Source organism: Bacteroidota bacterium, assembly GCA_018692315.1.
GTDB lineage: Bacteria > Bacteroidota > Bacteroidia > Bacteroidales > JABHKC01 > JABHKC01.
In genome coordinates, this window is the sequence record JABHKC010000041.1 from 21,040 (window position 1) to 35,691 (window position 14,652).

Genomic DNA, 14,652 nt, shown 5'->3' on the forward strand with positions numbered 1-14,652 from the left:
TTTTAAAATTCATTTCAAAATTACTACTCATTTTTTGTATTCACAATTAATTTATATAGATATATAAAATTACTACACGAATTGATTATTTTTTTTAACAAAAAAATAATCAATAAATATATCGAACTAATTAATAAGTTGTGGTCATATTTTCAGGAATACATAAAATGAAATCGGCTAAGTCTTTAAAATCCTCCGATAAGGAATCAATATCGGATTGCTGAACTGTTGCAATCGTAACTATACTAAGGTTTTCGCTTTTTTGTTTTAAATACCAAACTATTCCTTCGTAATTGTCTGAATGATATGTCCCATTATAATGTAACAACATTCTGTCTGGGCTAAGGTTTTTATAAATAAAATGTGCCATAGTAGCATCTTTTATTGCTTGAGCTTTGGGCAAATTATCATTTGAGTGCATTCCGCCGGTTCCCATACTTAGCATTTTTTTGTAGCATTCTACATTAGGATCATAATCTATTGGAAGCGGTGCAATATAAGTTTTGGCTTCATTGCTTAGTTCGTCTATTCCTTCAAATCCCTTTGAAAATACTACAGAGGCATACCTACGAGGAATATTTGAAGCTATAAATTTCAAATTATTTTCTTTTGCAAACTGAACAAGTGGCTTATAATCAGTTTTATAATTGGACCACAATCGCATCTCATCTTCAAACTTGCTTTGCTTAATTAAACCGCTCAAATATTCGTCCATAATTATCTGATTATCGGACTCGAACATTTCTGCAGCAAGAATCAAATTTTCTTTTTTTATTTCAAATAAATCCTGTGTTAGCTCTATCTGAAGCCAATGAGCAATAGGATTGTTATGCAATTCTCCGAAAAATACCACATCTGCATTCTCAAGTTTCTTTAGCATTTTAGAATATTTTACTTCTTTTCCTGATTTTGTATAAATTTTATAAGCAGGTTTATCGCTCTTAAATGCGACCATAGTTATAAAAATGAATAAAATAAATATCTTGAATTTCATAGTATTTTGTATTTATTATTGAATATTTTCGATTTCTAATTTCTATTTATAGTTGCATGATAGGCTTTTATTTCAACAGATGAATGAAATGTCTTTTTGGCATTTTTAGCCAATGTGCTTTTTGACGATTCATTAAAAGCATTTTTAGACTCCCAAAGTACAAAAACTGCCTTTAAATTATCTGTTGATGAATTGAAATTTCGATTAACAATAAAACCGCTCTGCTTTGAAATCTCTGAAAGATAATTTTCAAATTTAGATTTTATCTCATTTTCATTGCCTCTTTTTTCTTTATAAACCAAAATCTCCAAAACCCTATCAGAACTTAACTCTTCAATATCAAATTCTTCGTTGTCTATTGTGCTAAGCTGGGAATATAATGTAAACCTGAAAGATGAAAAATAGTTTTCTGCAACGGGAGTTTTCATCAAACTTTCTCCGGATTTTCCAGATTGTTCCAAAGATTCCCATTGTGTTATTCCAACAAATACATCGCTTTTTTCATCTTCAGTAGTTGGATAAAAAGCTGAAAATTCTTTATTTTTCACAAATCCATCATGATTTTGAATTTCTTTGAAATAGTCATTGCGAGCTTTTTGATACACTTTTTTGTTATTTGTTTTAACTTTTCTGACAACAATTTCATAAATGCCATTTTTGCCATCAATATTTTGTTGTTCTTGTAAAAACCCAAATCCCGATAATAAGACAATTCCAAAAAAACCTGCAAATAGGAAAAGTACATTTTTCAATTTCATAACTAATGTTTTAACTATCATTCTTTAATAAAAAATAAATTTTTAATAATCTGTAAATTAACAAAAAATAAATCAGATTGTAAATCTATTCCAGTTTGTATTTTCCAGCCCTAATTTTTTCATATTTCAACTTTAATGAAAATTAAATAAAATCAATAAATTTTTAATAAAAAAAACCAAAATGTCAAACTAAAAATTATTAGTTTTGTTTTTTTTATAATATTTTGAAACTGCTTAATAAATAGATACTTATGGAAAAGATTTTAATTATTGGATGTTCAGGACAAATAGGCTCTGAGCTAACTTTAGGGCTAAGAAAAATTCATGGAGACTCTAACGTAATTGCAACAGACATAAAAGAACCAGCAGCAGAGGTAAAAGACTCGGGACCATTCGAATTTGTTGATGTCCTAAATATACATCAATTATATGGAGTTGCCAACCGTTACAAAATCACACAAATTTATCATTTGGCGGCTGTCCTTTCCGGAAATGCCGAAAAACGACCAATCTTTTCATGGGATATAAACATGAATAGTTTGTTCAATATTCTTGAATTATCTCGCGAATTGAAAATAAAAAAGGTTTTTTGGCCAAGCTCAATAGCTGTTTTCGGACCAACAACCCCTCGCATCGACACACCGCAATTTACAACTATGGAACCTAATACGGTTTATGGAATAAGCAAACTCGCAGGCGAAAGATGGATAGAATATTATTTTTATAAATATGGTGTTGACATTCGCAGCATTAGATATCCCGGATTAATTAGCTATAAAACTGAAGCAGGTGGCGGAACAACCGATTATGCTGTAGAAATATTTTATGAATCAATAAGAAATGGCAAATACGAATGCTTTTTAAAAGAAGACACCACCTTGCCAATGATGTTTATGGCAGATGCACTTAAAGCTACCATTGATTTAATGGAGTTGGAGGCTGACAAAATTTCATTACGTTCGAGCTATAATGTTGCTGCTATAAGTTTCAGTCCAAAAGATCTTTCCGAAGAAATTAAAAAGTATATTCCAGAATTCAAAATTTCATATAAACCCGATTTCCGACAATCAATTGCAGAAACCTGGCCACAAAGCATCGACGACAGTATTGCTCGACAAAACAAAGGCTGGGCTCATAGCTACGATTTGCCAAAAATGACTGAAATTATGATTAAAGAAATCAGAGCCAAACTCATTCAAAATGGCGAAAAACTATTTTATTAATTTATTGAAATTTACAAGTTGACACAAAATGTCAGGAAAGATAGTTTGGCACAATTTAAGTATGTGCCCAATTTAAACTATAGTAAAATAAAATTAAAAATCATGATAAGTTTTTCAAAATCTTCGAACCCTGCTTTTAGCGACAAATTCTTAAAAAATACAAGCTCAATAAGTCAAAGTGCCGGCACAATGACCATTCAAGGTACAGTAAATAAAACTGCAATTATGTTACTTCTTGTAGTTTTATCGGCTACCTATACATGGAAAATATATTTTGAAGCTACTGAACCCTCAGCAGCTATGCCTTGGATGATAGGTGGAATGATTGGCGGATTAATTGCTGCAATTATTACAATTTTCAAGAAAGAATGGTCGGCATATACTGCTCCGCTCTATGCAATTCTCGAAGGATTATTTCTCGGTGGCATTTCGGCTTTTTTCGAAGCAATGTACCCGGGCTTAGTTATGCAAGCTGTTGGCTTAACTTTTTCGGTATTTTTTGCTTTGCTGTTTTTTTACAAAACAGGAATAATAAAAGCAACTAATAAATTTAAAATGGGAGTAGTTGCTGCAACCGGAGGTATTGGTGTTATATATCTACTATCGTGGATACTTGGAATGTTTGGAATTTTCATGCCAATGATTCACGGAAATGGCATTTTTGGAATTGGGTTTAGCATTTTTGTTGTCATTATTGCCGCACTAAACCTTGTTTTAGATTTTGATTTTATTGAAAAAGGTTCACAATCTGGTTTGCCAAAATATATGGAATGGTATGGAGCATTTGGACTAATGGTAACTCTGGTTTGGCTTTACATAGAAATTTTGAGATTGTTGTCGAAGCTGGCTAGTAGAGATTAGGATTTGGTGTTGGCCTTTAGCTGTTTGCCTTTAGCCAAAAGCCATCAAATCACTCATCCGAGAATTTTTTAAGAAGCTGGCGGTATTTCGAAAATACATTTGCACGCGAAACAAAACCTTTATATTTTCCATCATCAATTACTGGCAAATTATATTTTCCACTCAATTGAAACTTTTGTGCAACTTCTTCCATTGTATCGTTTCTATAAACTATTGTAGAAGGCATAAACATTAAATTCCGAACAAAAGTTTCGTCATATAGTTCATGTTTGAACATTATATGTCTTATATCGTCAAGAAAGACAATTCCATAAAAATTACTTTCGCTATCAGTTACCGGATATACATTTCGTGTCGAATCTGAAACAATATGCACCAAATCCCTTAAACTAGCCTCCACATTAATTTCCAAAAAATTCTTTTCAATAAGTTTTTCAACTTTCATTAAAGAAAGTACATTTTTATCCTTATGGTGGGTCATCAATTCACCGCGTTTAGCCAATTGTATTGTATAAACAGAATTACTTTCAAAAATTTTGGTAGTAGCATATGAGATTGTAGAAACTATCATTAGAGGGATAAACAAATCGTAACCATTCGTAATTTCTGCAATGAGGAAAATTGCTGTAAGTGGAGCATGAATTACACCGGCAATAGTTCCAGCCATACCTACAAGGGCAAAATTACTTGTCGAAATTTCTGCTCCAAACTGGTTGAAAAATAAAGCAAACATTAAACCTGCATTTGCTCCAAGAAAAAGTGTTGGTGCGAAAATACCACCTACTCCTCCTGCTCCGAAGGTTATTGATGTAGCAAAAACTTTAAATAAAATAATGGCAGTCAGTAGAATAATTATTGCAAAGATGTTGTCCCGAAAAGAATAATATAAACTGTGGTCAAACAAATAGCTATAATCACCTTTTAAACACGAATTAATTTCTTCGTAGCCTTCACCAAAAAGAGAAGGGAAGAAAAAAATCAGAACACCAAGAAAAAATCCACCGAGTAGAAGTTTTATATACCATTTATTTATTTTTTCAAACAAAGCCCCAACAAACATGTAAATACGGGTAAAATATACTGAAATGAAACCCGACAGAATGCCAATGCCAATATAAAATGGCAAATCTCTCATTTTGAAAAATTCCTTGATTTCAAATGTATATAAAACATCCTGCCCAAGAAACAGATAGGATGTAAGCACCGCCGTAGAAGAAGCAATTAAAAGCGGAACAAGCGAAGTCATTGTCAAGTCGAGCATAATTACTTCCATTGCAAAAACAATTGCGGCAATTGGCGCCTTAAAAATTGCAGCCATAGCTCCAGCACAAGCACATCCAAGCAGCAAAATTACTTGCTTATATTCCAGATGCATGACTCTTCCAATATTTGAACCAAGGGCAGCGCCTGTAGCTACAGTTGGACCCTCAAGCCCTACCGAGCCACCGAAACCAACCGTCAAGGAACTTGTAATTATTGACGAAAACATATTGTGTCTTTTCAAAATCCCATTGTTTTTGGATATCGAAAATAAAACACTCGGAATACCATGCCCAACTCTTTGCCTTATTATGAATCTTGCAAAAATAACCGCAATAAAAATCCCGATTGCAGGGTAAACAAAAAACAAATAATTTTCATATTCTTTAGTAAATCCGTGGGTTAAAAACGACTGTATAAAATGCACCGAATTTTTTATAACTACAGCCGACAAACCAACTGCCAAACCAACAACACCGCTTAAAAACAACACAAACTGCTTATTGCTTATGTGTTTTACACGCCACATTAAAAACCTACCTAATAAATTTGTTTTCTGCATAATGGCGGCAAAATTATAAAAAGATTATCAAAATGAAATTAGAAATTAGAAATTAGAAAAAAGTCAATTTATTAGTCTAATTTCCTATTTCTTAATTTTCAAATATGAAATTGCCAAATCCAAAATATTATATACTTTTATCGCATAAAAAAATTTTAATAAATAAGTTATAAATATGAGTAAAGAGATAATAAATTTAGAGCCAAAAGGTTTATGGAAAAGTTTTTATGACATAACACAAATTCCTCACCCATCGAAACATGAAAAAAAACTTGCCGATTTTGTGAAAAAATTTGGTGAAGACTTAGAGCTCGAAACCACAGTCGATGAAATTGGTAATATAATAATTAAAAAACCTGCTACCGAAGGATTTGAAGCTATGAAAGGAGTAATTCTTCAAGCTCATCTCGACATGGTTCCTCAAAAAAACAACGATACGGCTCACGATTTTGAAAACGATCCAATTGATGCCTATATAGATGGCGATTGGGTTACAGCAAAAGGCACAACACTTGGTGCCGACAACGGAATAGGAGCTGCCGCAGCAATGGCAATTTTAGAATCGAACGAAATCAAACATGGACCTGTAGAAGCACTTTTTACAATTGATGAAGAAACAGGAATGACCGGTGCTTTTGGGCTAAAGGCAGGATATCTTGACGGCGATATTTTAATAAATATGGATTCGGAAGACGAAGGAGAACTTTATGTTGGTTGTGCCGGTGGTATAGATGCCGAGGCTCAGTTTTCATATGAAGAAGAAAAACCTCCTAAAAGCGTAAAAGCTTTTAAATTAAACGTTTCGGGGCTTAAAGGCGGACATTCGGGGCTTGATATTGCTCTTGGCAGAGGAAATTCAAACAAAATTCTGTTCAGATATTTACATCATGCCATCGGAAAATGGGGAATGCGCCTGGCTTCTGTCGATGGTGGAAGTTTGCGAAATGCCATACCGAGAGAATCGTTTGCGATAGTTACAGTACCTGACGAAAATGCAGATAAAATTGAAGATTGTGTTGCAAAATTTGTTGAAGTAGTGAAAAACGAAATCTCAGCAGCAGAACCAAACTTTGAAATGACTGCGACTTCCGTTGATATACCGGATTTTATAATCGAAGAAGAAATTCAAAATAAATTGGTAGCAGCTATTTATGCTTGCCCAAATGGTGTGATTCGCATGAGCGACACTATGGAAGGAGTAGTTGAAACTTCAACCAATATGGCAATTGTGAAATCTGAAAACGGGAAAATTGATGTCAATTGTTTGCTTCGTAGCTCAGTAGATTCTGCAAAGCACGACCTTACAAAAATGATAGAAAGTGTGTTTGTGTTGGCTGGAGCAGAAATAGGATTTAGCGGCGAATATCCAGGTTGGAAACCAAATAAAGATTCCGATATTCTCAGAACAATGAGCAATGTTTACGAAACTAAATTTGGCAAAACACCGGAAATAAAAGTTATTCATGCCGGGCTGGAATGCGGAATTTTGGGAGCAGTATATCCACACTGGGACATGATTTCCTTTGGACCAACTATTCGTTTTCCACACTCACCAGACGAAAAAGTTAATATCGAAACTGTGAAAATGTTTTGGGACTTTTTGCTTGAAACTTTAAAAAATATCCCGACAAAATAAAATTTTGAATATGCAGCTAAAAAAAGCCATAAAATTATTTTGTGGCTTTTTTTGTATCAAATGAAATCTTCGTAATTTTGAATAAAATGAACTTGATTTATTGAAACATTCTGTTTTGTTGAAGTATGACAGATTTAAAATTGCAAAACATATGAGTAGGAATCTACTTTTTCTAATATTTCTTGTATTAAGTAAGTTCGGTTTTTCGCAGACATACATTATGAATGTTGATTTCAGTACAGCTTCCGATACTATACCTCCAAGTGGCTGGACACAGAATCAGGTTCAGGGAATTAGTAGCGACCTTTGGCATTTCAACAATCCAGGAAATCAAACTATAAGTTATCCGTTTACTGGAAATTTTGCAATTTTCGATAGTCAAAACTATTCATCATCGGGAGGAAACGAAATGGTAAGCCTGCAATCGCCTGCTTTCGACGCTTCTATTGGAAATAATGTTTTTCTATTTTTCGACCAGATTTTTACCGGATTTGGCAGTGATACTGCACGGGTAGAGGTTTACGATGGTAATAGCTGGAATACTATTGCAGAATATCTAAACCCTACATCAGGTGTAGTTTCAGAAATGTTAGATATTTCGGCATATGCCGGAGGAGTTACGAATGCAGGTCTGAGATTCACATGGATTGGAAACGGCATGAATTTTTGGGCGATAGATAATATTAGTATATATTCTCCTCTGAGCTTAGATTTGGGATTGATTCATTTTCATAGCCCAACTATGCCGTTTTTGTCTGGTCCTAATGATATAAGGGTTTCTATAAAAAACTTTGGTGCAAACACTATTACCAGTGCCACAATAAACTGGAAAGTAGATGGGATTTTGCAAACAACTTTTTCATGGACAGGCAATTTGACATTTCTTGCTACTGATGACACAATTATTTTAGGTTCATATGATTTTACGTCAGGAGACGTAGTAGATATTCAAATTTGGGTCGAAAATCCTAATTTGGGTTTCGATTCAAATTCGCTGAACGATACCATTTCAACTAGTATTGCTTCGAGTCTTTGCGGTAATTTCACAATTGGAGGTTCAAATCCGGATTATTCCAGCTTTTCTGAGGCTGTTTATATATTAAACAATGCCGGTGTGAGTTGTCCAGTTCGGTTTTTGGTGCGCGATGGCGATTATTCAGAGCAAATAGAAATTGGACAGATTGCAGGTGCAGATTCTATAAATACTGTTACTTTTATTAGCGAAAGCGAAGATAGTAGTTTGGTGTCATTACAATATCTGGAAAGCAACAATATTATAGACTACACTGTAAAACTTGATAATTCGAAATATGTATATTTTCAGCACATTGGTGTTAAACGTAACCCTGGAAATTTCCCTTTTCTTATTCAGGAAAGCAAGCATATTTCAATTTCGAACTGTTTACTACTGGGCAATAACTCAATAAAAATTGAAGAGGGTTGTGAAAATATTGACATTCTGAACAATCATTTCGAAGGAAACTATAGTAGGCGAATTTTTGTCAATGGAAATTCTGGCAATCTTGTGAAGCACATAAATGTCAGAAATAATATTCTGCCAAATTCTTCGGGCTATTGTATAGATTTCACAAATGCTAAATATGTTGAGTTTTCGGAAAATCAGATTAGTAATTTTTATCGGGGAATACAGGTGAAATATTCCGATAATATTCTGATTAATAATAATATTCTGGAAAATGGCATCGATTTTGGCATTGATGTTTATACTAATCAGTTTCAGGATAGCATTTTTATTAATGGCAATAGAATATCAGGTATTTCAAATGCATACGGGATAAAGGTTCGTTGCAAAAACGTTCGTATTTTGAACAACTTTATTCATGTTGAAGGTATGGCGGCAAATAATGGAATTTATGTTGGCAGCAGCAGCGATAGTTGCAAGATCAATTTCAATTCTATAAGCATAACAAGCGCAAATCTTGCCAGTAGTGCAATTTTTCTGGAAGATGCTGAAAACCTCGACATTCGAAACAATATTTTTTCGAATTACGGTGGAGGATATGCTGCTATTATCAGCAATAATCCTCCTGATTTAATGATTGACCATAACAATTACTTCAGCTCTGGTGTGCTAACATGGAAACTTGCTGGTGCAGACATCCTGTATCTTCCGGCATGGCAATCAGGAATTTCTGACGATGCAAATTCATTAAATCAGAATCCATTTTATTCGGGCACTCACGACTTAAGCGTAAACCAGTCGTTGCTTGATGGAACAGGAATTGTTATCCCAGAAATTACATTTGATATTGATTCTGTAATTCGCTCGAATCCACCCGATGTAGGAGCAAAAGAATTTGATCCTTGTGGTATTGATGCAGGTATAAACTTGGTGGGCGGAATTACAAACCCTATAACTCCCGGATTGCAGAATATTGATGCAGAGCTACAAAATCAAGGCACTGCTACATTAACAAACTGTATAATAAACTGGAGTGTAAACGGACAAACACAAACTCCATATTTTTGGAGTGGAAATCTTTTAAGCGCAGAAAATCAGATTATTCAGATTGGAACTTATATTTTTACGACTGGCTCGAATTATATAATTTCTATTTGGACATCGCAGCCAAACAACCAAACAGATTGTAACAATTTGAACGATACAATCAATACTAACGATATGTCAACTCCTATGTGCGGAGATTATACAATAGGTGGGCTAAACCCGGATTTTGCTAATTTTTCTGAAGCAGCTACTATTCTGAACAATGCGGGTATTAGTTGCCCTGTGCGATTTTTTGTTCGCGATGGAGTGTATTCAGAGCAAATAGAAATTGGACAAATTGAAGGAACTAATTCTACAAATACGGTTACTTTTATTAGCGAAAGCGAAGACAGCAGTTTGGTAACATTACAATATCTTCAGTACAATATTATTTTAGACTATACTGTAAAATTGAATAATGCAGAATATGTTTATTTTCAGCATCTTGGTGTGAAACGTAGCTATGGGGATAATCCTTTTATAATTAAAGAAAGTAATAATATTTCAGTTTTGAATTGCATGCTAAGTGGCGATATTTCTATAAAAATTGAATCGGAGAGTGAAAATATTGATATTAATAATAATTATTTTGAAGGAAACTATGATAAACGAATTTGTATAGTTGGAAGTGCTGGAAGTCTTAATAGAAAAATTGAAATTCGACACAATATATTCCCCGCGTCAACAAATTATTGTATAGAAATATCATACGCAGAAAATGTAGAAATTTTGCAAAATCAGATAAGCAATTTCTATCAGGCAATAAAAATTGAGTACTGCGATAATGTTTTGGTCGGATACAATACTATCGAGAATAGTGAGAATTACTGTATTGAAATAAATTCTGACGTTTCGCAGGATAGCATCCAAATCATTGGGAATAGAATTTCGGGAATAATGAACTCTGATGGAATTAGAATCTTTTGCGAAAATGTAGAAATAATAAACAATTTCATTCATATCAATGGATTAGCTGAAAATTATGGTGTCTATCTTAGCAGCTTAGCAAACAATTGCAAGCTATACCATAATGCCATAAGCGTAACAAGTTCAAACTCTGTGAGTGGGGCAGTATATCTTGAAGATGCTGAATATTTGGATATTCGTAACAATATTTTCACGAATTGTGGTGGAGGATATTCTGTAAAAGTTGAATATAGTCCGCTAAATTTGATTATCGATTACAATAATTATTATTCATTTGGTGAAAATGCCTGGCAAATTGCTGATAGTTCTTTTCAGATATTGAGTGCGTGGCAGGCAGCAATAGGAGATGATGTAAATTCTCTAAACAAAAATCCTTTTTATGCTCTTTCGACTAATTTAAGTTCGAATCAAATTATGCTTGACGGTGCAGGCGTTTCCATTCCCGAAATCATAATAGATATTGATTCAATTATTCGTACAAATCCGCCAGATATTGGGGCAAAAGAATTTGCTCCTTGCGGAACAGATGCCGGAATAAATGCAATCGTTGGAATATCAAACCCTTTAAATCCCGGCATTCAAAATATTGATGTAGAGCTTCAAAATCAGGGAACCAGCACATTAACAACTTGCATTATTGAATGGAGTGTTAATGGATTAATGCAAGCTCCTTATAGCTGGACTGGGAGTCTTTTAAGTGCTCAAAATCAGATAGTTCAAATTGGATCCTATAATTTTTCATATGGAGCAAATTATGTTATTTCAGTCTGGACCTCGCAAGCCAACAACCAAACCGATTGCAATAATTTTAACGATACTATCATCACACACAATTTGTCAACTCCTTTGTGTGGCGATTATACTATCGGTGGACAAAATCCGGACTTTTCTAGTTTTTTGCAAGCTGTAACAATTTTAAATAATGCAGGAATTAGTTGTCCTGTGAGATTTTTGGTGAGGGATGGAGTATATTCAGAACAAATAGAAATAGAAAAAATTGACGGAACAGATTCTATAAATACGGTAACTTTCGTTAGCGAAAGCGAAGATAGCAGCCTCGTAAGTTTGCAATATTTCCAGAGCAACAGCATATTAGATTTTACAGTTAAGCTCAGTAATTCGGAATATGTTTGTTTTCAGCATATTGGAATAAAACGAGACACAGGAAATTGCCCCTTTTTTATTGAGCAAAGCAATAATATTTCAATTTCAAATTGTGTGCTAAGTGGCAATAATTCTGTGAAAATTGAATCAGGTAGTGAGCATATTGTAATATCGAACAACTATTTTGAAGAAAACTATAGCGACCTGATCTGTATTGAAGGTGGAATTGGAGAAATGATTCAACATATTGAAATTCATAATAATGTGCTGCCCGGCTCATCGGGGAAAAGTATTGAGCTATCATATGTAAATAATGTTGAAATTTCTAACAATCATATAAACAATTTTGCTCAGGCAATAGATATTGAACACTCAAACAATGTTCTTATAGAATACAATACCATAGAAAATGGCTATGGTTTTGGCCTTGAAATATCGTCGAATTTTCCTCAGACTAACATGTTTATTGTAGGAAACAAAATTACAGGAGTTTCAAATGCCGATGGAATCAGAATTTTAGGTGAAAATGTTCAAGTTGTGAACAATTTTATTCAAACCGAAGGAATAGCAGACAAAAGCGGAATATTTATAAGCGACAATTCAGATAATTGTAAACTATATTATAATTCGATAAATGTTATAAGTACTAATTCGGTTAGTAGTGCTGTTTGCCTCGACAATGCTGAAAATATGGACATTAGAAACAATATTTTCTCGAACAGTGGCAACGGATATTCTGCAATTCTGGAAAATATTCCAACAAATATTATTATTGATTACAATAACTATTATAGCTTTAGTGTAAATGGCTTTCAGATTTCAGGAAACGATTATCAATTGCTTAACAGCTGGCAAACTGCAATAGGAAACGACGCAAATTCTATAAATATTAATCCTTTCTTTGAAACTATTTCAAACCTTCGGCCATTTCAGCGAGAGCTGAACGGTGCCGGGATTACTATACCATCAATAATTTACGACATCGACAAAGAATTGCGCTATCAATCAGCTCCAGACATTGGTGCCGATGAATTTATGGTAGATTTCGGAATTACTGATTTGTTAAGTCCAACACTTGATTGTTATTTGACAATGGCTGAAAATATTACTATCTATCTCAAACAATTTGGAGATATTCCATTCATCAATTTAATTGTTGCTTATCAAGTCAATGGTGGTCAGATTTCTGCAGAAACAATTCCAGGCAGCCTTGCAAACGATTATGCTTTTACTTTTTCGGGCTCTCAAAACTTATTGGCATATGATACTTATACTTTCAAAATATGGATAGTTAACTCTCTCGATGACAATATTAATAACGACACACTTATTGCTGTTCGTCATAGTCATGTTCCTCCATATGTTGATTTTACTCACAATATAGTTTGTGAAGGAGATACTACTGACTTTAATTCGTTGTCAAGCGTATCATCTGGATGGATTGAAGGATATCATTGGGATTTCGGAGATTTATCAACAAGTACTTTTCAACACCCACATCATATATTCGACTCATCAGGGTTTTATGCTGTCACTTTTCAGGCATTAACCGAAGTAGGATGTTTTAGCGACACCACCGTAGATGTTCTGGTTTGGCCTACACCTACAGCCGATTTTTCATTCAATGATATCTGTTTAGCCGATACTGCTCATTTTCAGAATTTGTCATCAATTTCGTATGGCTCAATTACTTATTTCTGGGATTTTGGCAACAACTCTTCTTCAACAGAATTATCACCATCGCATTTTTATTCGGTGGTTGATACTTTTTCGGTTTCTTTAATTTCAGTATCAAACAATGCATGTTCTGATACAATAATACACAGCATTATTGTGCATGAATTGCCAGTTTTAAGCTTACCAAATTTCGATACACTTTTTTGTGAAAATGATGCTCCTATGCAACTAATATCTTATCCAACTGGTGGGATATTCATCGGTAGCGGAATTGTTGAAGATACGCTTTACCCACCTTTGGCAAATATTGGACAAAATACAGTTACATACTCATATGCTGATATAAACGGCTGTTCCGCTACAATTTCAGACGATTTTACAATCTTGCCAGTACCTGAAATCAGTATAAATGGTATTGACAGCAACTATTGTATAACTGGTTCTTCAGACACAGTCATAATTGTGCCAGCTGGGGGAGTCTTGTCTGGTTCAGGAATAAATGGAGAAATCTTTTTTCCACCAGTGGCAGGAAATGGGAACCATACAATTACATATACACATATTGTGTCAAATGGATGCATAGCAACGAGCCAGTTCACGACAATTGTTTCTGAACCAAATATTATGAATTTACAGTTTGATATTGATAGCATAAGCTGTTATGGCGAAACTGACGCAGCTATTAATCTTAGTGTGAATTTTTCAAATCAAAGCTATTCTGAGATATTATGGTCGAATGGAGCAACTGTTGAAGATATTTCAAATTTAGGAATTGGGAATTACTCACTTACTGTTACTGATAGTTTTGGTTGTAGAAGCTTCGACTACATTGAAATTACTCAGCCAAACCAACTTTTTATTTCCTTAATAGCTCAGGATGCAATTTGTTTTGCGGAAGCAAGCGGACAGATTTTTACAAATATTATTGGAGGGACACAACCTTATAATTTTCAATGGTCTGATGGTTCAACAGTGCAAAACCCTACCAACCTTATGGCTGCTACTTATTGGTTAGAACTTGTCGATGCTAATTTTTGCACGGAATATGATTCTATCGAAATATTTGAAGGTGCGGAAATCCTTCTTAGTCCAACAATTGAAGATATCCTTTGTTTTGGTTTAGGAAATGGAAGTATCGACA

Annotated in this window: 7 protein-coding genes; 4 read left to right on the forward strand and 3 right to left on the reverse strand. The window is 34.0% G+C overall.

The window, feature by feature from the left end; genetic code table 11:
* Nucleotides 1-130: 130 nt before the first annotated feature.
* Both HN894_03400 and HN894_03405 read right to left on the reverse strand, forming a co-directional pair.
* Nucleotides 131-994: a ChaN family lipoprotein gene (locus tag HN894_03400; GenBank protein ID MBT7142359.1), complete on the reverse strand. Its 864-nt coding sequence runs from the start codon at nucleotides 992-994 to the stop codon at nucleotides 131-133.
* A 35-nt stretch (nucleotides 995-1,029) separates the two neighbouring features.
* Entirely contained in the window at nucleotides 1,030-1,752 is a 723-nt protein-coding gene (locus HN894_03405; protein MBT7142360.1) for a hypothetical protein, read from the reverse strand.
* A gap of 251 nt (nucleotides 1,753-2,003) precedes the next feature.
* On the opposite strand from HN894_03405, the gene HN894_03410 reads away from it, so the two are divergent.
* Nucleotides 2,004-2,975 (forward strand): NAD-dependent epimerase/dehydratase family protein, encoded by a 972-nt coding sequence (locus HN894_03410; GenBank protein ID MBT7142361.1) that lies wholly within the window; start codon nucleotides 2,004-2,006, stop codon nucleotides 2,973-2,975.
* A 102-nt stretch (nucleotides 2,976-3,077) separates the two neighbouring features.
* A complete protein-coding gene (locus HN894_03415) occupies nucleotides 3,078-3,836 on the forward strand; it encodes a Bax inhibitor-1/YccA family protein (GenBank protein ID MBT7142362.1) in 759 nt (252 codons plus the stop codon).
* A 49-nt stretch (nucleotides 3,837-3,885) separates the two neighbouring features.
* Here the strand turns inward: HN894_03415 and HN894_03420 are convergent, their stop codons facing one another.
* A complete protein-coding gene (locus tag HN894_03420) occupies nucleotides 3,886-5,661 on the reverse strand; it encodes a chloride channel protein (protein ID MBT7142363.1) in 1,776 nt (591 codons plus the stop codon).
* Between the two features lie 172 nt (nucleotides 5,662-5,833).
* Here HN894_03420 and HN894_03425 point away from each other — a divergent pair, with 172 nt between their 5' ends.
* A complete protein-coding gene (locus tag HN894_03425; protein ID MBT7142364.1) occupies nucleotides 5,834-7,294 on the forward strand; it encodes an aminoacyl-histidine dipeptidase in 1,461 nt (486 codons plus the stop codon).
* A 151-nt stretch (nucleotides 7,295-7,445) separates the two neighbouring features.
* Nucleotides 7,446-14,652, forward strand: a 7,207-nt coding sequence (locus HN894_03430) for a hypothetical protein (protein MBT7142365.1), incomplete at its 3' end; no start/stop codon positions are given.